This is a genomic window from Brevundimonas lenta (genome assembly GCF_014196335.1).
Taxonomy (GTDB): Bacteria; Pseudomonadota; Alphaproteobacteria; order Caulobacterales; family Caulobacteraceae; genus Brevundimonas; species Brevundimonas lenta.
This window is the reverse complement of the sequence record NZ_JACIDM010000003.1, coordinates 141335-161214: the sequence shown is the minus strand read 5'-3', so window position 1 is coordinate 161214 and position 19880 is coordinate 141335. Positions and strand designations below refer to the sequence as shown.

Here is a 19880-nt window from a genome sequence, read left to right as displayed (position 1 = left end):
CTCAGGCGAGGATGTCGAGCATGCTGCCGTACATCTCGTCGGCGGATTTGAGCACCGCGACATTGGCCTTCACGGCGGTTTCGGCCGACATCCGTTCGACGGTTTCGCCGGCGAGGTCGGCCAGCGGGTCACGCGCCGTGCGGGCGGCGCTGGCGGCGAACCGGTCTGTGGCGGCGGATACGCCGGCGGCGGCGATAGCGAAGGCCTGCATGGGAAGCTCCCCGTGGATCGGAAGCAGTGTGGCCGTCCGCGCTTACCCGAACGCTGACAGGGATGGTGAACGGCCCGCTTGACCGTTCCGGGAAACGGGAGGCACGCTGGCGCCATGAGCAGCCAGCCCGCGCCCGGCGAACGTTATCAGTCGTTCAGCCAGTTCTATCCGTATTACATCCACGAGCACTCCAACCGGACGTGCCGACGGATCCACATTGTGGGATCGGCCCTGGTGCTGGTCGTGCTGGCGGTGGCGCTGGTGACCCTGAACCCGCTGTGGCTGCTGGCCATGCCGGTGGTGGGCTACGGCTTCGCCTGGGTCGGGCATTTCTTCTTCGAGAAGAACAGGCCGGCGACGTTCAAATACCCGCTGTGGAGCCTGATGGGCGACTGGCGGATGTTCTTCGAGACGGTGAGCGGGAAGCGGCGCTTCTAGGCTCCGCGTTCCCGATCCAGGGCGGTCGTTACTGCGACGCGCCGATGTTTTCCGAGGCCGAGGCCATCAGCGGGCCGCGAGCCGGGGTGCTGTCCCACGACGGCGGGCAGCCTTCGAAGCGGCCGGCGTCGACGATGGTCAGGCGCTGCTGGTTGAAGCGCATGGCCGGCTGCATCGAGCCGCGGCCGTTGCCGGTGTAGAGGTCGATCTTCTGACCCTTGATCGCGCCGCCGGTGTCAGAGGCGTACCAGTAGCCGTCGTGCACGGTGCCGTCGGGCATGCGCATGCCGACCGTTTCGCGGATGAACAGGCGGGTGCGACGCGGGATGTAGCGGGGGTCGGTGGCCACGGTGCGCATGGCGATCGGACGGCAGCCCAGGCTGTCGTTGCCCGTCGCGCCGCCACCGCCTGCATGGTACAGGTTGGCGCGCGCATTCCAGTCGGCGTCTTCCTGCATCAGGGCCTGTTGTTCGGCAGAGAGCGTGCTCTCGTCGCTGCTGACGCCGTCGCGTGCGGGTCCCGTCTCCTGAAGCTGGTCGGCAGCGACCACGGATTCATAGGAGACCGGTTCACCGGTTACCGCCGTTTGGGCGGGGAAGGCCATCGCCCACAGGAGGGCGAGCGCAGCGGCAGTGCCGAGCATATACAAACTCACGGAATCACCGGCCCCGAACTCGCCGGCGGTGAGCTTTTCGTTTCAAATTGTGTCAAAAGGCGGGCAATGGCGCCAGGGTGCGACCACCTGTCAGCAGTTCGGTGGATAAGTCAGGCCGACGGATGGTTAAACCGAATCGCGTTTGCCGAAATCTGACAAGATGATGAGCTGTATTCGCAGATCAAGAACACTTTGCTGAGGCGCGATGCTTACTGTTTATGGAGATATTCGTTCGGGCAACTGTTTGAAGGTCAAGTGGATGCTCGATCGGCTGCGGCGTGATTATCGCTGGGTCGAAACCGACGTCATGTCAGGCGTGACCCGCAGCCCGGAGTTTCTGGCCATCAACCCCGCCGGACAGACGCCGACGGTGGTTCTGGAGGACGGTCGGGCGCTGGCGCAGTCGAACGCCATCCTGGTGCATCTGGGCGAAGGGACGGACCTGATCCCCGCGGACGCGTACGACCGGGCGCGGATGTTCGAGTGGCTGTTCTGGGAGCAGTACAGCCACGAGCCCTATATCGCCGTGGTCCGGTTCCAGCGGGCGATGGCGGGGAAGCGGGCGGACGAGATCGAGCCGCGGCTGGTGGAACGGGGTCATGCGGCCCTGGCCCGGATGGAGGGGGCGCTCACCGAGCACGACTGGCTGGTGGGGGACGGGCCGACGCTCGCGGACCTGGCGCTGGTGGCCTACACGCGGCTGGCGCCGGAGGGCGGTTTCGAGCTGGAGCGCTATCCGGCCGTGGTTCGCTGGATCGGACGGGTGGAGGACGCCTTCGGGATCGGCTAAGCGGTCGGGACCAGATTTCCGGAGCCGTCCATGAAGCGCACCATCATCGCCGCCCTCGCCCTTGTCGCCGCCGGCGGCGTGGCGATGCAGGCCGTCGCCTGGGGCAATACGGGCCACCGCCTGATCGGCGTGGCGGCGACGCGGGCCCTGCCTGAGGAAATGCCCGCCTTCCTGCGCACGCCCGGCGCGGTGGCCGACATCGGCGAACTGGCGCGCGAGCCGGATCGCTGGAAGGGGGGCGGTCAGCCGCACGACCGCGAGCGCGACACGGCGCACTTCATCGACCTGGACGACAACGCCCATGTCATCAACGCCAACGGCCTGTCGATCGACGCCCTGCCGAACCTGAAGTCGGAATATGACGCTGCCCTGGTCGCCGCCGGGCTGGACGTCAACGACGCCGGCTATCTGCCCTACGCCATCATGGACGGGTACCAGCAGCTGGTGCGCGACTTCGCCACCTGGCGGGTGCTGAACGCCGCCGAGGCGCGCGAACTGGATCCGGGCAAGCGGGCCTGGTACCGCACCGACCGCGAACGCCGCGAGGCCCTGATCCGCCGCGACATGGGCGTGCTCGCCCACTACGTGGGCGACGGCGCGCAGCCGCACCACACGACGATCCACTTCAACGGCTGGTCGCGCGACGTGGCCAATCCGGACGGCTTCACGACCTCGCGCCAGACGCACGGCGCGTTCGAGGGCGACTTCACGTCGCGGGTGGCACGCCTGGACGCGGTCGAGGCGGCGATGACCGCGCCGCAACTGGACGGCTTCGACCTGAAGGCGCGGGTTCCGGCCTATCTGAAGACCACGCTGGCCGAGGTGCGCCCGTTCTACGTGCTGGAGAAGGCCGGCGGCTTCCGTGACACGGACCCGCGCGGCGGGGCGTTCGTGAACGCCCGTCTGGCGGCGGGCGCGTCGGAACTGCGCGATCTGTACATCCTCGCCTGGCGCGCCTCTGCGGACGCCTCGATCGGCTGGCCGGCGGTGAAGGTGGCCGAGGTCGAGGCCGGGACGGCCGATCCGTGGCTGGCCATGTACGGCGAGGACTGATCGCGGCGCTTTCGCTCGGAGGGCGGCAGGGGTAGGGACGGCGCATGTCCGACCTGACCCCTCCCGTCATCATCCTCGACAAGTCCCAAATGGCGGAGAACATCGGCGCCGTGGCGCGGGTGATGGCCAATTTCGGCCTGACGGAGCTGCGTCTGGTCAGCCCGCGCGACGGCTGGCCGCAGGACCGGGCCTGGGCCACGGCCTCGGGCGCCGACTGGGTGCTGGAGGGGGTAAAGGTGTTCGACAGCGTGGCCGAAGCGGTCGCGGACCTGAACACCGTCTTCTCTACCACCGCCCGGCCGCGCGAGACGCGGATGCCGGTGCGGACGCCACGGGAGTCGGCGCGGATCCTGTACGACGACACCGCCTCGGGCCTGCGGACCGGCATCCTGTTCGGCGGCGAACGCGCGGGGCTGGAAACCACCGACATCGCCCTGACGGCCGGGATCACCACCATCCCGATCGATCCGAAGCACCATTCGCTGAACCTGGCGCAGGCGGTGGCGATCAACGCCTATGAGTGGCGCACCCTGATCCTCGACGCGCCGCCGCCGCGCTTCCGCGAGTCGGACCCGCCGGCATCGAACGAACTGCTGGTCGGCATGTACGAGCATCTGGAGACGGAGCTGGAAGCCGGCGGCTTCTTCTATCCGCCCGAGAAGAAGCGCTCGATGAGCCAGAACCTGCGGGTGATGCTGGGGCGCTCGGCCTTCAGCGAGCAGGAGGTGGCGACCTTCCGCGGCGTGATCCACGCCCTGGCCAAGGGGCGTGGGCGACTGCTGGCGAAGATGGCGGCGGCGAAGAAGGCCGACGAGCAGGCTGACGACGGGGCTTAACCAAGCCGGTCCATCACCCCTTAAGCGGCGAGGCGTGAGGTGTGTTCTCCAGAGGAGTACCCCGATGCCGCCCATTCGCACCGACCGCGCCGGATTCGGCATGCTTGTGGCCGGGGCTTCGGTCTTCATCTTCCTGTGCACCGTGCCAGCGATGATGACGATCGAGGGGATGCGTCTGCACATGGATGCCCTGCTGTTCTCCTGCCTGCGGGGCGGGCTGGCGTTCGGCGGCGCGTTCGTGGTCGGGCATCTGTTCCTGAGGCGGGCGAAGCTGGGCAACCGCGCGCTCTACGCCGGGCTGGGCGGACTGGCCCTGGCCCTGGCCTATGCGACCCAGATGCGGGCCGTCGATCTCGCGGCCATCGCCGCCCAGGGCATGATCGCCTACTTCTTCATTCTGCCGACGCTGGTCGGGGCGGGCATGGGTTTCCTGTACGCCTTCAAGGCGGGGTGGGAGATCGGCGACGACAGCCCGGAGGCCCTGGTCGAGGCGCTGCAGACCCCGCCTGAAGGGACGGAGGGGGCTTCGGAGGCCGCCGTGGTTCGCGCCGGGGAGACCGAATATTTCACCGGGCCGTTGCAGGTCCGGACCTCGCTGCCGCTGATGCTGCTGGCCGCGACGCTGTCGGCCGGGATCGCGGCCGGCGTGCAGGCCGTGCTGATGCTCGGCTATGAGGCCAGCCTGCTGACGGATCGCAGCAATGCGTCGGTCATCGATCATACGGCGGAGATGAGCCTGGGCGTCGGCCTGCAGGCGGCCTTCATGATCCTGATCGCGGTCATTCCCGTGACCCTCAGCATCCTGGTCGGGCATTTCATCGCGCGGGGCCTCAAGACCCACGCCCATTGGGCCTATTTCGCGATCGGCCTGCTGGCGCCTGTCGTCCTGGCGCTGGTTTCGCTCGGGGCGCTGCTGATGCTGGGCGTGATGATCGCCCTGCCGACGGCCCTGGGCCTGCTGTTCTACCGGAGCTTTGCGGGGCTGGAGCCGGTTCCCGTACGGGAGGACATTCGGGTCGGCGACACGCGGGCCCTGATCCCGGCGGACCATCCGCGGCGCCAGTTCGGGCGTATCATCCGCTCGCAGTAGCCAGCAGGCTGTCGACGAAGGCCGGCACCTGCTGCGTGGCGGGGCCGTACAGCCCCTCGTCGAACAGGCGGCGGCCGAGGCTGGGTTCGACGTTGATCTCCACCGTGCGCGCGCCGGCCATATTGGCCAGCTCGACGAAGCCGGCGGCCGGATAGACCGCTCCCGACGTGCCGATCGAGACGAACAGGTCGCATTCGGCCAGGGCGGCCTCGATCCGCTCCATGCGCAGGGGCATCTCGCCGAACCAGACGATATGCGGGCGCAAGCGGCCCTGCGGGTGGTGCGGCGACGGCTCTTGGACGGCGAGGTCGCCGGGCCAGTCGCAAACCTCTCCGGTGCGGGTGCAGTGCGCCTTGAGCAGTTCGCCGTGCATGTGGATCAGTTCGAAGCCGGGGCCGGGCGGCGTCAGGGCGTGGGCGCGGTCGTGAAGGTCGTCGACATTTTGGGTGACCAGCAGGAAGTCGCCCTCCCACCGGGCCGCGAGCTCGGCCAGGGCGTGGTGGGCGAGGTTCGGGTGGACGGTCGGCAACTGGCGGCGGCGCTGGTTGTAGAAGTCATGCACCAGGGCCGGATTGCGCGCGAAGGCTTCGGGTGTGGCCACATCCTCGATGCGATGGCCCATCCAGAGGCCGTCATCGGCACGGAAGGTTGGCACGCCGGATTCGGCCGAGATGCCGGCGCCGGTGAGGATGACGAGGCTGTGATAGGACATGCGTCGATCGTCCTTCCTTCCGGCCGGGAAAGGCAAGGCCACAGACATCACAGGATCATCGATGCCTCGTCTCGACCGCGCCGTGAACATCGCCGATCTGAGGCGCATGGCCGGGCGTCGGCTGCCGCGGCCGATCTTCGACTACATCGACGGCGGCGCGGACGACGAGGTGGCGCTGGCCAACAACGCCGGCGCCTTCGGCCGCTATGAGATATTGCCGGATACCCTGGTCGATGTCTCTGCGATCCGGACGGAGACGCGGCTGTTCGGGCAGCCGGCGGCATGGCCGCTGGTGCTGGCGCCGACCGGGCTGACGCGCATGTTCCACCCGGACGCGGAGGCGGCCGTGGCGCGGGCGGCGGCGCGGCACGGCTTGCCCTATGCGCTGTCGACCATGGGCACGACGCGGATCGAGGACTGGGCGCGGAATTTCGCCGGGCCGCGGGTGTTCCAGATCTATGTGTTCAAGGACCGCGGCCTGACGACCGAGTTCGTGCAGCGCTGCAAGGCGGCCGGCGTGCATGGGCTGGCCCTGACGGTCGATACGCCCGTGGCGGGCAACCGGGAGCGGGACCGTCGCAACGGGCTGTCGCTGCCGCCGCGTCTGACGCTCTCAAGCCTGATGAGTTTCGCCCTGCATCCCGGGTGGTCCCTGCCGGCTCTCACAGGCAGCAAGTTCGATCTGGCCAACGTCAGCCACCGCGTCGACGTCCTGGCCGGCCAGTCGATGAGCCTGTTCGACTATATCGGCGCGCAGTTCGATCGGTCGGTGACCTGGAAGGACGTGGAATGGCTGGCCGCCGAATGGGGCGGGCCGCTGTCGATCAAGGGCGTGATGACGCCCGAGGATGCGCGCCGGGCGGTGGCCAGCGGGGCGAGCGGCGTGATGCTGTCCAACCATGGTGGACGACAGCTCGACACCGCGCCGGCGCCGGTGGACCAGATCGCCGGCGTCCGTGATGCGCTGGGCGACTCGGTCGAGATCATCTGCGACGGCGGCGTGCGGCGGGGCTCGGACGTGGTCAAGGCGCTGGCGCTGGGGGCGGACGGATGCTCGATCGGGCGGCCGTATCTCTACGGCCTGGCGGCGGGCGGCGAGGCGGGGGTCGACCGGGCCCTGACGCTGTTGCGGAGCGAGTTCGAGCTGACGATGGCCCTGATGGGGGTCAACGACGTGGAGCGGCTGGAGCGGCGACACGTGCGCCGTTCTCCCCTTGCGGGAGAAGGTGGCCCGAAGGGCCGGATGAGGGGTTGAAAGGCGTCGCCGCCGGTGCGACCCCTCACCCGTCGTCCCGGCTGCGCCGGTCCGACACCCTCTCCCGCAAGGGGAGAGGGGACTATGATCAAGGAGCCCTCGTCATGAAAACCCGCGCCGCCGTCGCCTTCGAGGCCAAACGTCCGCTGGAGATCGTCGAGGTCGATCTGGAAGGGCCGCGCGCCGGCGAGGTGCTGGTCGAGATCAAGGCCACCGGCATCTGCCACACCGACGCCTACACCCTGGACGGGCTGGATTCGGAAGGCATCTTCCCGTCGATCCTGGGCCACGAGGGCGCGGGCGTGGTGGTCGAGGTCGGGCCGGGCGTGACCTCGGTGGAGGTCGGCGACCATGTGATCCCGCTGTACACGCCCGAGTGCCGGCAATGTAAAAGCTGCCTGAGCCGCAAGACCAACCTGTGCACCGCCATCCGGGCGACCCAGGGCAAGGGGCTGATGCCCGACGGCAGCTCGCGCTTCTCGTACAAGGGCCAGGCCATCGCCCACTACATGGGCTGCTCGACCTTCTCGAACTTCACGGTGCTGCCGGAGATCGCGCTGGCGAAGATCCGCAAGGACGCGCCGTTCGACAAGGCCTGCTACGTCGGCTGCGGCGTGACCACGGGCGTCGGTGCGGTGGTCAACACGGCCAAGGTCGAGCCGGGCGCCAACTGCGTCGTCTTCGGCCTGGGCGGCATCGGCCTGAACGTCATCCAGGGGCTGAAGATGGTCGGGGCCGACATGATCGTCGGCGTCGACATCAACGGCGACAAGGAGGAGTGGGGCCGCCGCTTCGGCATGACCCATTTCGTCAATCCGAAGAACGTGTCGGACGTGGTCGCCCATCTGGTCGAGCTGACCGGCGGCGGCGCCGACTACACCTTCGACTGCACCGGCAACACGGTGGTGATGCGTCAGGCGCTGGAAGCCTGCCACCGCGGCTGGGGCGAGAGCATCGTCATCGGCGTGGCAGAGGCGGGCAAGGAGATCGCGACGCGCCCGTTCCAGCTGGTCACCGGCCGGGTCTGGCGCGGCTCGGCCTTCGGCGGAGCCCGCGGACGCACCGACACACCCAAGATCGTCGACTGGTACATGGACGGGAAGATCGAGATCGACCCGATGATCACGCATACGCTGCCGCTGGAGCGCATCAACGAGGCCTTCGATCTGATGCACGAGGGCAAGAGCATCCGTAGCGTCGTAGTTTTCTAAGGGGGAACAGCATGTTCACACACATCACGGTGGGCGCGGACGACGTCGAGGCGTCGCGCAGATTCTATGACGCGGCGCTGGGCGCGCTGGGCGTAGAGCCGGCCAGCGGGCCGGACCCCAAAGGGCGTTACTGGTGGCGAACGGACCGCGGCGCCTTCGCCGTCGGCAAGCCCATCGACGGCGAGCCGGCCAGCCACGCCAACGGCGGCACGATCGGCTTCGGCGCGCGTGACTCTGAAGCGGTGGAAGCGTTCCACAAGGCGGGCGTTGAGGCCGGCGGCGCGGCGATCGAGGACCCGCCCGGCGAGCGCAACGGCGCGTTCGGCAAGCTGTACCTCGCCTATCTGCGCGACCCCTCGGGCAACAAGATCTGCGCCATGCACCGGCCGAAGTGATGGAAACCCTGAAGACCCACATCGTTCACGGCGGCACGCTGCGGTACCTGCGCCACGACAGCGCGACGACCGGCACGCCGATGACCCTGTCGGTCTTCGTTCCTCCGGGGGAGGGGCCGTTCCCGGTGCTGATCTGGTTGTCGGGCCTGACCTGCACGGAGGACAATTTCACCACCAAGGCTGGCGCCTACCGGGCGGCGGCGGAGCACGGGGTGATCATCGTCGCGCCCGACACCTCGCCGCGCGGCGAGGGGGTGGCGGACGATCCGGCCTATGATCTGGGGCAGGGGGCGGGGTTCTATCTGGACGCGACCCAGGCGCCGTGGACGCCGCACTTCCGGATGGAGAGCTATGTCGTCGGCGAGTTGATCGGCCTGATCGACGCGGAATACCCGACCACCGGCGCGCGCTCGATCTCGGGTCATTCCATGGGCGGGCACGGGGCGCTGACGCTGGCGCTGCGGCATCCGCACCTGTTCCGCAGCGTGTCGGCCTTCGCGCCGATCGGTTCGCCTACGCGCTGCCCGTGGGGCGAGAAGGCGTTCACCGCCTATCTCGGCGACGATCGCGCCGAATGGGATGCGCACGATGCGGCGCGCCTGCTGGAAGGCGGCGTCGGGGCGGGCTGCTTCGACGACATCCTGGTCGACCAGGGCGATGCCGATCCGTTCCTGATCGAGCAGTTGAAGCCGGAGCTGCTGACCGAGGCGGCGAAGACCAGCGGGCAGAAGATCACCCTGCGGATGCAGCCGGGGTACGATCACTCGTATTTCTTCATGGCCAGCTTCATCGACGATCACGTGGCGTTCCACGCGGCCCGGCTGAAGGCCTGACCGCCCCGCGGGGTTGACGTCCGCGCTACCGGAAGGCGAGGTTGAGGGCAGGGGGATTCACGCCATGCTCGTACTCGCCGCTTCTCTGGCCCTGGCTGTTTCGCCGGATCCGCAGCCGTTCGCGATCCCGTCGGCCGACGGTTACGTCCTGACGGGCGAGGCCGATCTTCCCGAGGGACCGTCGCGGGGCGCGGTGATCCTGGTCGCCGGGACCGGCGCGTTCGACCGGGACGCCAGTTTCGGCCGCAGCGGCACGGCGCGCGACAAGCTGTTCGCCGATCTGGCGCAGCGGCTTAATGCGCGGGGGCTGACGGCGGTGCGGTTCGACCGGCGCGGCGTGCGGCATGGCGTGCCGCCGGCAGAGATCATCGACGCCGCGGCCGCCCCGACGGTGACCGCAGAGAACCTGAGCCGCGACGTGGGCGCGATCTATGACTGGACGCGGTCGTCGACCGGTCTCGGTGCGCGCTGCGTGGTGTTCTTCGCCCATTCGGAAGGATCGGCCCATGTGGCGGGCGTCGCGGCTGCCGGGGCGCCCGAGCCGGCGCTGGTGATCGGCATGGGGGCGGTGCTGGAGAGCAAGGTCTCGGTGCTGCGCTGGCAGGGCACGGGGCGCGACGCGGACTCGCTGGCGATGATGGACGCCGACGGCGACGGCGTGATCACCAATGAGGAGATCAGGGCCAACTGGACGAAGACGCCCTCGGCGGTGTTCGAGCGGCTGGATCCGTTCCTGCATCCGACGGGCGCATGGACCGTGGCCGACCTGGAGCTGCTGCGCGCCAACCAGACGGCGCTGTTCGAGCAGCAGAAGACCGTCGCCATGACGATGGCCGACGAAGCCCCCTATCCGAACGCGGCGGCGCCGGCGTTCAGCTGGAGCTGGTGGAAGTCGTGGCTGACCGATGATGAGCCGCTGGCCGCGCGGTACGCGCGCTGGAGTTCGCCGATGATCCTGCACTACGGCAGCCTGGACTCGCAGGTGCGCGAGGATCGCCAGCGGGCGGCGGCCGAGGGCGTGCTGCCCGCGACGCAGGTGCGGTTCATCTCGCATCCTGACCGGGGACACAGCCTGGGGACCGAGACGCTGCTGGGGCCGCTGGACGAGGCGATCGCCGACCAGATCGCGGACGAGGCGGCGGCGGCTTGTCCGGGCTGAGGCCTGAAGCGGGTGACCTTCGGCGCGAGAAGGCCTATGGCGTGAGCGCATGAGCACCCCCCAGCCCGATTACGCCCCGATGTTCGCCGCCCTGTGCAAGGAGGTGGGCTTCTGCCTGCACCCGAAAGGCGAGGCGAAGGTGATCGCGGCCTTGCCGAACGGTCTGGACGCGGCGACGCGGGCGGCCTTTGAGGCGGAGGGCGTCGATTTCGCCTCCGCCACCGGCGACCTCCGCCGGGCCGTGCGGGACAGCCTGAAGGCCAACCAGCCGACGACCTGACGCCGACGTGGCGCCGCCGGACTGCGGCGGTATGGTGGAGCCTCGCAGGAGGTCCGCCGATGAGACTGTTCGCCCTGGCCCTGAGCCTCGTCCTGGTCGTGACCGCTCCGGCGGTCGCCCAGCAGCAGATGGTCGATCCGGACTTCCAGCCGCGCGTGGAGCGACCGGCGTACGCGGCTGATGGGCCGGTGGTGGTCATCGATCAGGCGCACCACAACTTCCACACCGTCGACGGCCAGTATTCGCCTTTCGCAGCCCTGTTGCGGGCCGACGGCTATCAGGTGCGGGGCGGAGCGCTGAAGTTCGACGCGGGCGGGCTGGACGGCGTGGACGTGCTGGTCATCGCCAATGCGGGGGCGGTGCATCCTGACGAGGCCGGCGGCCCGATCTTCACCGAGGCGGAGACGGCGGCGGTCGAGGCGTGGGTGCGCAACGGCGGCCGGCTGCTGCTGATTGCGGACCATGCGCCGTTCGGGGCGGCGGCCGAGCCGCTGGCGGCGCGGTTCGGCGTGGGGATGGGCAAGGGCTACGCCTTCATCCTGACCAACGCCGTCGATCTGACGACCACCCTGACCTACCCGGCGGGCGTCATGCCGGCCCATCCGATCGTGACGGGGCGCACGCCGGACGAGCGGGGGGAGGCCGTGACGGCGTTCACGGGACAGTCGCTGTCAGGACCGGCGGGGGCGACCGTGTTGCTGCCGATCGCTGCGGGCGCCCGTGAGGCGCTGAATGTTCAGGTGCTGCAGCAGATCAACGACCGGCTGGAGGCGGGCGAGGCGGCCGATGTGGTGTTGGCGGAGCTGTCCGCGAGCGCCCTGCCGGCGCAGGGCCTGGCGTTCGAATACGGCGAGGGGCGGGTGGTGGTGCTGGGCGAGGCGGGGATGCTGTCGGCCCAGTTGATCCGCTTCCCGCCGGAGAGCGGACAGGCGGATCGCCGCTTCGGCATGAACGCCGCGCCCGGCAACGCCCGGTTCGGCCTGAACGTCATGCACTGGCTGAGCGGGCTGACGCCCTAGTTCTTGCGATCCTTGCGGCCGTCCCGGTCGCGGTCACGATCCCGACGGCGGTCTTCGCGCCGGTCGCGGCGGCGGTCGTCGTCGCGGTAGTGGTGGCCGGGATCCACATAGACGGGCTGGTTGGCCATGTAGGCCGGCTCGCAATGCTGGCGGACGACGCCGTAGGCGTCGGTGTACCAGTTGCATACCGGCTGGTTGGCCAGCTCCTCCGACAGGACGTCCATGCCGTAGGCGACGTTGTCCCAGAAGGCCGGGTCGCTGGTGCAGCCGCCCAGGGTCGCGCCGGCGCACAGGATCGCGCCGAGTTTTCTCCAGTCCGCCATTCGCCCCTCCGCGAAGCTTTGCGGTTTGATCGTATGCAGCCTTCGACGGGGGACAAGCGTTCGAACCTGACTGACGAATTCCGGCGCCGAAAGCTTGGGCGCAGCCCTCGGGCGCCTACATGCGGACCAGTCTCAACCCGTCGAAAGGAACCTCCCCATGGCCTTCACGCTTCCGCCCCTCCCGTACGCCTATGACGCGCTGGAGCCGGCCATCGACAAGGAGACGATGACCTTCCACCACGACAAGCATCACCAGACCTACGTCGACAACCTGAACAAGGCCGTGGACGGCGACAGCAGCCTGCAGGGCAAGTCGCTGGAGGAGATGTTCAAGGGCATGTCGAAGCTGCCGAAGGCGGTGCGCAACAACGGCGGCGGTCACTGGAACCACAGCCTGTTCTGGGAGCTGATGGCGCCCGCCGGTCAGACGGGCGAGCCGTCGGCCGGGCTGGCCGCTGCGATCGACCGCGACCTGGGTGGGCTGGACAAGTTCAAGGATGACTTCAACGCCGCCGGCGCCGGGCAGTTCGGCTCGGGCTGGGCCTGGCTGATCGTGCAGGACGGCAAGCTGAAGATCACCTCGACGCCGAACCAGGACAATCCGCTGATGGATGTCGCGGACGAGAAGGGCGCGGTCGTGCTGGGCGCCGACGTGTGGGAGCACGCCTATTATCTGAAGTACCAGAACCGCCGGGCCGACTATCTGAAGGCCTTCTGGTCGGTGGTGAACTGGAACAAGGCCAACGAACTGTTCGCCGCCGCCACCTGAGCCGAACCGTGACCGCCGGGCGTTCCTGTCCGGCGGTCTGGCGCGGCCGCCCGGCGCGCCCCAGATGAGCTTGACCATATCGTTCGAGGGAAGCGCCGTATGACCCTGTATCCCCGCCTCGCCGCCGCCGGCCTGATGCTGGCCGCCGTCCTGGCCGGCTGTTCCGAGCCGGCGCAGAAGGCGGAAACGTCTGCGCCTGCGCCGGCGCCCGCCGTGGCGGCCAATCCGGATGTCCATGCCTTCCGCATTGGCCAGCTTGAGGCCGTGGCGCTGAAGGACGGGGACATCGTTATGCCGAACGACGGAAAAGCCAGCCCGTGGAGCAACACGGAAGAGGTCGCGGCCTTGGCCGGAGCGGTGGACGCGGCCGACGGCAAGATTCATCTGTCGGTTCAGCCCCTGCTGGTGCGGGATGGCGATCGCGTGGTGCTGATCGACACCGGCGCGGGCGGGCAGATGGGGACGCAGAACAAGCTGCAGGCGTCGCTGCGGACCGCGGGCGTCGATCCTGCGCAGGTGACGGACATCCTGATTTCGCATGCGCACGGCGACCATGTCGGTGGGCTGATGGCGAACGGGGCGCTGGCCTTCCCCAACGCCGTGATCCACGTCAGCATTCCGGAATGGACCGCCATGCAGGCCTACGCCCCGCAGGCGGACATGGTGCGCGCCCTCACGCCGAGAGTCCGGCCGTTCGCCCCGGGCGCGCAGGTGACGCCCAGCATCCGGGCGGTTTCGCTGGACGGGCACACGCCGGGGCACACCGGCTATGAGATCACCTCCGGCGACGCCAGGCTGCTGTACATCGGCGATGCGCTGCACAGCTCGATCATCTCGGTTCAGCGGCCCGACTGGACAAACGTCTGGGACGACGACAACGCCGCGGCCGTCGCGACACGACAGGCGCTGCTGGAGCGCGGGGCGTCGCGGAATCTGCTGATCTACGGCGTGCACTTCCCCTTCCCGGGCCTCGGCCGGTTCCAGCGCCGGGACGACGGCTTCATCTGGGTTCCCGAAACGCCCGCCCAGCCTTGACTCAGGAGGCTTCGGCCCTCATAAGCCGCGCCTTCATGCGCCCGACCCCGGTCCGGCGCCTGATTTATGACGGACGATGCGTGGACCGCCGTTGGGATCGTCTCTCCAGTTGGGGAGGGACCGGGCCGCATCAGCATAGAGAGTGACTTATGTCCAAGCGCCATAGCGCCAAGTACAAACTCGATCGGGTCATGGGTGAAAACCTGTGGGGCCGTTCGAAGTCCCCGGTGAACAAGCGTTCGTACGGCCCCGGCCAGCACGGTCAGCGCCGCAAGTCGAAAGTCTCGGACTTCGGCCTGCAGCTGAAGGCCAAGCAGAAGCTGAAGGGCTACTACGGCAACATCACCGAGAAGCAATTCGCCGCCACCTACGACGAAGCCTCGCGTCGCAAGGGCAACAGCTCGGAAAACCTGATCGGTCTGCTGGAATCGCGCCTGGACGCGATCGTCTACCGCGCCAAGTTCGTCCCGACCGTCTGGGCCGCTCGCCAGTTCGTCAGCCACGGCCACGTGACCGTCGACGGCAAGAAGGTCGACATCGGTTCGTACCGCGTGAAGCCGGGCCAGGTCATCGAGGTCAAGGAAAAGTCGCGCAACATGGCGCTGGTGCTCGAAGCCCAGCAGTCGTCGGAGCGTGACGTGCCGGATTACCTGGAACTGGGTGATCGCGGTTTCTCGGTTCGCTACGTCCGCGTCCCGGAACTGGCCGACGTGCCGTTCCCGGTGAAGATGGAACCGAACCTGGTCGTCGAATACTACTCGTCGTAATCGACACCTTCGCGATACAGAATGTGAAAGGGCCTCCGCGAAATCGGGGGCCCTTTTGCTTTCCACGCGGGCGAACGCCGGTTCCTTTCATGAGCGAACAGGCGCACACTCTTCGGGTTCAGGATTCCAGGCGCGGGAGGCCGGGATGAAATCGTTTGTCGTGGTCGCCGCCGTGCTGACCCTTACGCCGCTGGTGTCGGCGTGCGCGATGCTGGACCAGTTCAATCCGCAACCGGAGGTCGCCGCCGCGAGCGACATGCCCGGGCTGCTGGAGCCGATCCACGCCGCCGCCATCGGTCAGGACCAGGCCGTGTTCTGGGTCAGCTCGAACGGCTGCACGGAAAAGGCGGATCTGACGCCGGTCGTGCGCCGCGCCGGCGATGCGTCGGTGATCACCCTGCGCCGGATCAAGGAAGACCGCTGCAGCGACGTGCGGCCCGAGGGGGTCGAGATGCGCTGGTCGTTCCAGGAGCTGGGTCTCGAATCCGGCGCGCGGGTCTCGGTCGAGAACCCCTACCAGATGCCGCAGACCTGAGGCCTCGCCAGGCTGTCCGATTGTTCACGTGCCATTCAGTCGTGCAGACGGCAGATAAGGCCAAGCTTCGAATAACGAAGCGAGCAATTCGACCCCCCAGGAGCGTCCCCCCATGCTGCGTCTCGCCATCGTCATCGCCGTCGTCGCCCCGCTGCTGAGCGGCTGCATCATCATCGCCACCGACAAGCCGACCACGCGCGTCATCCATCAGGCGCCGGCAGAGGCGGGCGAATGATCCGGGCGCTGATCGTCGCGGCGCTCGCCGCGCCGCTGCTCGCCGGATGCGTCATCTATGCGGATGACGGCGGCGAGAAGGACGTCATCGTCCGCGTCAGCGACACGGCCGCCGCGCCGACGCTGGAGACCGTGCGGTCGGCCCGGATCGAGGGCGATCGCCTGGTCGTGCGCGTGGAATCAAACGGGTGCACCGACGTGACGGATTTCGCGGTCGATGTGACGCCGGCTTCGGACGGCGTGACCGAGGTCGCGCTGCGCCGCACCGACGTCGACATGTGCCGGGCGATCGTCGCGGAGGGCGTCGAGGTCAGCTGGACCCTGTCCGATCTCGGGCTGGAGTCGGGCGCTCAGGCGCGGCTGATGAATCCGCTGAAACTGTAGAATGGCGGAGGCAGGTCGCGCGTCTGCGCCGGCCTGCCCCGATCATGCGCCTGACGTTCTGTCAGCGCTTCTTGGTCTCGCACCGGGGGTCGCCCGGGCAGACCGGCAGGTCCCTGCCACGCTCGCCGCACGAGGCGACGAACGATCCGAGTGTGATTGCTGCGAGGGCGGCGACGAGCGTGTAGCTCGTGCCTACGCGCAGTTTCCGATTGCCCATCCTTTTTCTCCTACTCTGTCCAGAAGTTGGGACCATCCGCGTTTCGCCTCCGCCGAAAGGACGCAGGACACGGATTTCAGACCGTCGTCAGCCATGGTCAGGTCGATGGTGAAGGCGATCGCCGGATTGGCTGCGAGCACCTCCACCGCGCCGTCGAAATCGCGAAACCTGGTGCAGACTTCGTCGGGGCCCTGGCAGTTGTCGGCTGTCAGCGGGAAGCTGATGTAGAGCGAACGCGCCGTTCCGGCGGAGACGTTGACGACATCGGCGCGCTCCTCGCCGATGGTCATTTGCCGCTTCTTGATGCACCGGGTCATGGGCGGACACTCCACGGCCTCGTCGTCCGCGGTCCAGAAGATCGGCTGGATGACGGACTCGGCGCGGAAGGCCGCCTCGCGACCGGCCTGGGGACCGCCGATGCGCAGGAGGATGCTGGTGGTGGTGTCGGGAAACCGCGACTGGTTCAGGATGGTCGGATCGAACGCGATCAGCATGATCGAGTTTTCGCCCTCGCCGTCCCGGTAGGCGAGGAACTGGCGCGGGTGGGTGACGTCGATCCGCGAGCCCTGCATCCGGTCGATCAGATCCGGACCGGCTACCGTGGCCGTAAAGATGCAAGCCACCCAGGCTGCAACGGCGGTCCATGCGTCACTGGAAACCACGTGACCCCTCCTGAGGACCACACGAAATTCACCGTTACGACAGACGTAGCCTTAGCACTACTGCAGCGCCGAAAGGATCAGGGATTACCCTGAGGGGCCTCAAACACAGGCAGCATGGTGGCGGGGATGCGATGGGGGCGCATGGTCGCGGCGTCGACCAGCACCCATTCGGTCACGCCCTGGGCGCACAGGCGGCCCTCGGCGTCCTCGATGCGGACGTAGCGGTTGAACCGCGGGCCCTGGGGCTCGCCCACCCAGGTGCGGGCCTTCACGCCCGTCGCGTCGGGCATGAGGGGGCGGAAATAGTCGATCTCGTGCCGGACGCCGACCCAGGACCATTTCGAGCGGGTGTCGGTGTCGAAGCGGGCGTTCCAGTGGGCGGTGCCCGCGTCCTGCAGCCAGCCGACATAGACCACGTTGTTGACGTGGCCGTTGTCGTCGATGTGCTCGGGACGGACCTCGAGGGGCACCTCGTAGATCTCGCGGTCCTCGCGCGGCTGGAGCTGCGCCCGGGCCATCAGGCCTCGACTTCGCCGAGCGGCACGCCCTTGTCGGCCATCAGGGTCTGCAGTTCGCCGGCGTTGAACATCTCGCGGACGATGTCGGAGCCGCCGACGAACTCGCCCTTCACATACAGCTGCGGGATGGTCGGCCAGTCCGTGTAGGCCTTGATGCCTTCGCGCAGGGCTTCGTCCTGCAGCACGTCGACGCCGACGAACGACGCGCCGATGTGATCGAGAATCTGCACCGCCAGCGAGGAGAAGCCGCAACGCGGCGCGTCCGGAGTGCCCTTCATGAACAGCACGACGTCGTGCTGCGCGACGGTGTCGGCGATGAAGGCGTGGAGGGGGTCGGCGACTGCTTGATCGGTCACAGGAAGGGCCTTTCAGTGAAGGCCGTCAGCTAGGGTTCGAAGGGGCAGGGGTCAAGGGCGCCCGTCGTCGCGCCGGGACCGGAACACCCCAGGAAGCGTGGCGTTTCCGGACGGGTATCGAGCCCGCCGGAGACCGCCATGAAGACGCCAGAGCCCCGCAAGGGGATGCCCTCGCCGGAGCTGAACCGGGAGGATTTCACGGCGCGCTACCTGAGCCGGTTCGTCGATCCGGCGTTCAAGCCGCTCCAGGCCGAACTGGACCTGATCACGGCGGTGGCCTGGGACGCCTACAGCGAGGGACGGAAGTCGCCGGTGACCCGCAAGGCGGGACGGGGCTACGCCGACCCCGACTACGAGCTATCGGTCGACTGGATCGCCGCGAAGGCGATGATCGACGAGGCCAAGGCGCGGTTCAACGACGCCGACGGACCGCCGCGGGCGCTGATCATCAACGGCTCCTCAAGATCCGAGCACACCTGTCCGGGGGAAATGTCGAAGAGCTACCGGCTGGCGCAGATCGCCGAGAAGACTCTGAAGAAGGCCGGGGTGGAGACGACCCTGCTGGACCTGTCGCGGCTGGCGTCGGAGTTCGGGCGGGAGATCCATCCGTGCAAGGCTTGCTTCTCGACCGCGGCGGCGCTGTGTCACTGGCCGTGCAGTTGCTACCCGAACTATTCGCTGGGGCAGGTGCACGACTGGATGAACGACATCTATCCCATGTGGGTCGAGGCCCACGGAGTGTTCCTGGTGACGCCGGTGAACTGGTACCAGGTGTCGTCGCCGATGAAGCTGATGATGGACCGGATGGTGTGCGCCGACGGCGGCAACCCGGACCCGACCCTGACCCACGGCAAGGATGCGAAGAAGGCCAAGGCGGAAGAGCTGAAGGGCTGGTCCTATCCGCGGCACCTGGAAGGACGGGTGTTCTCGGTCGTGGTGCACGGCGACGTCGAAGGGGCGGAAAACGTGCGGCGCTCGGTCTCGGATTGGCTGAAGTTCATGAAGATGACGCCGGCGGGGCCGGACGCCGAGATCGATCGCTACATCGGCTACTGGGAGCCCTACGCCACTAGTCATGACGCGCTGGACAAGGACACGGACATCCAGGGCGAGGTGAAGATCGCGGCGCAGGAACTGGCGCGTGCTATCGTCGCGCGCCGGTCCGGCGAACTGGTGAAGACGTACGAAGGGCTGGAAAGCCCCCGCCAGAAATAGATCAGGCGGCCTTGGCCCCGGCGACGCGGGCCATTTCGATCTGGGCGGCGAGGCCCGGCGGCATGTCGCGGTCCGGCACCTGGGCCAGGGTGTTCAGCCGTTCGAGCTCGGGCGCGTCGATGAGCACGCTGGTGATCGCGGGATCGGTCAGGGCGTAGGCCAGGCAAATGGCCTCGGCGGTCCAGGCGTTGGTCTGGTGCAGGAAGGCGAAGGTGCCGGCGCCGGCGAGGGGGTCGTTCCTGGAGCGACCGCCTGTCTTGCCGAAGCCGAAGAAGCCCTTCTTCTCCTCGTGCACGGTGGTGGCCTTCTTCACCGTGTCGAGGCTTTCCGGGAAGTAGCCGTAAACGAAGATGGCCATGTCCCGCTCGCGCGCGTCACGCAGGCGGGAACGGATCTGCCATTGCGAGTTCACATGGTACGGCGTCAGCAGCACGTCGAAGGCGCCGGTGGAGACGTAGGTGTCCATGACCTCGCCGTCGCCCGAGATGCCCAGCAGCCGGATGCGCTGGGTGGCGCGCAGGGCCTTGAGGGCGTTCAGCGACGACTGGGGCAGTTCGTGATCCAGCGGCTCGTCGAGGATGGCGAGGTCGAACCAGCCGAGGCCCGAGGCCTGCAGGCAGCGGTCGATGGCCGAGGTCATGCCGTCGGCCGAGAAGTCGCGGTCCGAGCCGCGGCGGCCGTCGCCGGCGCCGAGGGTCAGGGCGACCTGGATCAGTTTGCGGTCGACGTGGCGCAGGGCCTCGCCCAGCACCTCGGCCAGGACGGGATCAGCAGACTGCAGGCGGTAGCAGTTGATGCCGGCTTCCAGCGCCGAATAGATCAGTTCACGCCCGGCCTCGGGGCCGCCGGCGATGTCGCGGGCGCCGAGGCTCATCGTCAGGGCCGAGACGGCCTGGCCGCCGTTGCCGAAGGGACGGTAGCGCATGGA

The 19880-nt window shown here is 68.2% G+C and carries 27 protein-coding genes; 19 read left to right on the top strand and 8 right to left on the bottom strand.

The features are described from left to right. Window position 1: 1 nt before the first annotated feature. Complete coding sequence (locus GGR12_RS14085) at window positions 2-211, bottom strand: flagellar hook protein FlgE (protein WP_183205092.1); 210 nt, start codon at window positions 209-211, stop codon at window positions 2-4. A 114-nt stretch (window positions 212-325) separates the two neighbouring features. On the opposite strand from GGR12_RS14085, the gene GGR12_RS14080 reads away from it, so the two are divergent. Continuing rightward, on the top strand, window positions 326-649 hold the full coding sequence (locus GGR12_RS14080; RefSeq protein ID WP_183205091.1) for an Mpo1-like protein: 324 nt from the start codon (window positions 326-328) through the stop codon (window positions 647-649). Between the two features lie 28 nt (window positions 650-677). Here GGR12_RS14080 and GGR12_RS14075 read toward each other — a convergent pair whose 3' ends face one another. Then, entirely contained in the window at window positions 678-1292 is a 615-nt protein-coding gene (locus GGR12_RS14075; RefSeq protein ID WP_183205090.1) for a 3D domain-containing protein, read from the bottom strand. A gap of 217 nt (window positions 1293-1509) precedes the next feature. Here GGR12_RS14075 and GGR12_RS14070 point away from each other — a divergent pair, with 217 nt between their 5' ends. The 4 genes from GGR12_RS14070 to GGR12_RS14055 all read left to right on the top strand — a co-directional run bounded on the left by GGR12_RS14070 (window position 1510) and on the right by GGR12_RS14055 (window position 5073). Further along, window positions 1510-2094 (top strand): glutathione S-transferase family protein, encoded by a 585-nt coding sequence (locus tag GGR12_RS14070; RefSeq protein ID WP_183205089.1) that lies wholly within the window; start codon window positions 1510-1512, stop codon window positions 2092-2094. Between the two features lie 30 nt (window positions 2095-2124). After that, window positions 2125-3147 (top strand): phospholipase C/P1 nuclease family protein, encoded by a 1023-nt coding sequence (locus tag GGR12_RS14065; RefSeq protein WP_183205088.1) that lies wholly within the window; start codon window positions 2125-2127, stop codon window positions 3145-3147. 44 nt (window positions 3148-3191) lie between these two features. Then, window positions 3192-3983 (top strand): RNA methyltransferase, encoded by a 792-nt coding sequence (locus tag GGR12_RS14060; protein ID WP_183205087.1) that lies wholly within the window; start codon window positions 3192-3194, stop codon window positions 3981-3983. Window positions 3984-4047: 64 nt separating this feature from the next. Then, complete coding sequence (locus GGR12_RS14055) at window positions 4048-5073, top strand: hypothetical protein (RefSeq protein WP_183205086.1); 1026 nt, start codon at window positions 4048-4050, stop codon at window positions 5071-5073. Here GGR12_RS14055 and GGR12_RS14050 read toward each other — a convergent pair. Further along, a complete protein-coding gene (locus tag GGR12_RS14050) occupies window positions 5057-5785 on the bottom strand; it encodes an NAD-dependent deacylase (RefSeq protein WP_183205085.1) in 729 nt (242 codons plus the stop codon). The two genes, GGR12_RS14055 and GGR12_RS14050, sit on opposite strands and share 17 nt — an antisense overlap. A 61-nt stretch (window positions 5786-5846) precedes the next feature. On the opposite strand from GGR12_RS14050, the gene GGR12_RS14045 reads away from it, so the two are divergent. The 7 genes from GGR12_RS14045 (at window position 5847) to GGR12_RS14015 (ending at window position 11937) form a co-directional block, all read left to right on the top strand. Continuing rightward, on the top strand, window positions 5847-7040 hold the full coding sequence (locus tag GGR12_RS14045) for an alpha-hydroxy acid oxidase (protein ID WP_183205084.1): 1194 nt from the start codon (window positions 5847-5849) through the stop codon (window positions 7038-7040). A 104-nt stretch (window positions 7041-7144) separates the two neighbouring features. Further along, window positions 7145-8251 (top strand): S-(hydroxymethyl)glutathione dehydrogenase/class III alcohol dehydrogenase, encoded by a 1107-nt coding sequence (locus GGR12_RS14040; protein ID WP_183205083.1) that lies wholly within the window; start codon window positions 7145-7147, stop codon window positions 8249-8251. A gap of 11 nt (window positions 8252-8262) precedes the next feature. Further along, window positions 8263-8646 (top strand): VOC family protein, encoded by a 384-nt coding sequence (locus GGR12_RS14035; protein ID WP_183205082.1) that lies wholly within the window; start codon window positions 8263-8265, stop codon window positions 8644-8646. Next, entirely contained in the window at window positions 8646-9479 is an 834-nt protein-coding gene (gene fghA, locus GGR12_RS14030; RefSeq protein WP_183205081.1) for an S-formylglutathione hydrolase, read from the top strand. The genes GGR12_RS14035 and fghA overlap by 1 nt, the downstream gene beginning before the upstream one ends. Window positions 9480-9543: 64 nt before the next feature. Continuing rightward, window positions 9544-10638 (top strand): alpha/beta hydrolase, encoded by a 1095-nt coding sequence (locus GGR12_RS14025; RefSeq protein ID WP_183205080.1) that lies wholly within the window; start codon window positions 9544-9546, stop codon window positions 10636-10638. A 49-nt stretch (window positions 10639-10687) separates the two neighbouring features. Then, the gene (locus tag GGR12_RS14020; RefSeq protein ID WP_183205079.1) at window positions 10688-10918 is read left to right on the top strand and encodes a hypothetical protein; all 231 of its coding nucleotides are present in this window, start codon (window positions 10688-10690) and stop codon (window positions 10916-10918) included. Between the two features lie 59 nt (window positions 10919-10977). After that, complete coding sequence (locus tag GGR12_RS14015) at window positions 10978-11937, top strand: motility-associated ABC transporter substrate-binding family protein (protein WP_183205078.1); 960 nt, start codon at window positions 10978-10980, stop codon at window positions 11935-11937. Here the strand turns inward: GGR12_RS14015 and GGR12_RS14010 are convergent. Further along, complete coding sequence (locus GGR12_RS14010; protein ID WP_183205077.1) at window positions 11934-12260, bottom strand: hypothetical protein; 327 nt, start codon at window positions 12258-12260, stop codon at window positions 11934-11936. The two genes, GGR12_RS14015 and GGR12_RS14010, sit on opposite strands and share 4 nt — an antisense overlap. Before the next feature lie 157 nt (window positions 12261-12417). Here GGR12_RS14010 and GGR12_RS14005 point away from each other — a divergent pair, with 157 nt between their 5' ends. The 6 genes from GGR12_RS14005 (at window position 12418) to GGR12_RS13985 (ending at window position 15984) form a co-directional block, all read left to right on the top strand. Beyond that, window positions 12418-13029, top strand: a complete 612-nt coding sequence (locus tag GGR12_RS14005; RefSeq protein WP_183205076.1) for a superoxide dismutase — start codon at window positions 12418-12420, stop codon at window positions 13027-13029. Window positions 13030-13128: 99 nt separating this feature from the next. Next, complete coding sequence (locus GGR12_RS14000) at window positions 13129-14064, top strand: MBL fold metallo-hydrolase (protein ID WP_183205075.1); 936 nt, start codon at window positions 13129-13131, stop codon at window positions 14062-14064. A 149-nt stretch (window positions 14065-14213) separates the two neighbouring features. Next, the gene (gene rpsD / locus GGR12_RS13995; RefSeq protein ID WP_183205074.1) at window positions 14214-14831 is read left to right on the top strand and encodes a 30S ribosomal protein S4; all 618 of its coding nucleotides are present in this window, start codon (window positions 14214-14216) and stop codon (window positions 14829-14831) included. A 145-nt stretch (window positions 14832-14976) separates the two neighbouring features. Continuing rightward, entirely contained in the window at window positions 14977-15366 is a 390-nt protein-coding gene (locus tag GGR12_RS13990) for a hypothetical protein (RefSeq protein WP_183205073.1), read from the top strand. 112 nt (window positions 15367-15478) lie between these two features. Next, complete coding sequence (locus tag GGR12_RS16765; RefSeq protein WP_281378599.1) at window positions 15479-15601, top strand: hypothetical protein; 123 nt, start codon at window positions 15479-15481, stop codon at window positions 15599-15601. Then, window positions 15598-15984, top strand: a complete 387-nt coding sequence (locus GGR12_RS13985) for a hypothetical protein (protein ID WP_183205072.1) — start codon at window positions 15598-15600, stop codon at window positions 15982-15984. The genes GGR12_RS16765 and GGR12_RS13985 overlap by 4 nt, the downstream gene beginning before the upstream one ends. A 192-nt stretch (window positions 15985-16176) precedes the next feature. Here the strand turns inward: GGR12_RS13985 and GGR12_RS13980 are convergent, their stop codons facing one another. From GGR12_RS13980 to grxD, 3 genes are all read right to left on the bottom strand, one after another. Next, window positions 16177-16863 (bottom strand): hypothetical protein, encoded by a 687-nt coding sequence (locus GGR12_RS13980; RefSeq protein WP_183205071.1) that lies wholly within the window; start codon window positions 16861-16863, stop codon window positions 16177-16179. 77 nt (window positions 16864-16940) lie between these two features. After that, window positions 16941-17381 carry an acyl-CoA thioesterase gene (locus GGR12_RS13975; protein WP_183205070.1) on the bottom strand — a complete coding sequence of 147 codons (441 nt, stop codon included), beginning with the start codon at window positions 17379-17381 and terminating at the stop codon, window positions 16941-16943. Next, window positions 17381-17737 (bottom strand): Grx4 family monothiol glutaredoxin, encoded by a 357-nt coding sequence (gene grxD / locus GGR12_RS13970; RefSeq protein WP_183205069.1) that lies wholly within the window; start codon window positions 17735-17737, stop codon window positions 17381-17383. The genes GGR12_RS13975 and grxD overlap by 1 nt, the downstream gene beginning before the upstream one ends. Before the next feature lie 138 nt (window positions 17738-17875). Between grxD and GGR12_RS13965 the strand changes: the two genes are divergently transcribed. After that, on the top strand, window positions 17876-18952 hold the full coding sequence (locus GGR12_RS13965; protein ID WP_246328935.1) for a flavodoxin family protein: 1077 nt from the start codon (window positions 17876-17878) through the stop codon (window positions 18950-18952). Between the two features lies 1 nt (window position 18953). Here GGR12_RS13965 and GGR12_RS13960 read toward each other — a convergent pair whose 3' ends face one another. After that, complete coding sequence (locus GGR12_RS13960) at window positions 18954-19877, bottom strand: aldo-keto reductase family protein (RefSeq protein WP_183205068.1); 924 nt, start codon at window positions 19875-19877, stop codon at window positions 18954-18956. Between the last annotated feature and the right edge of the window lie 3 nt (window positions 19878-19880).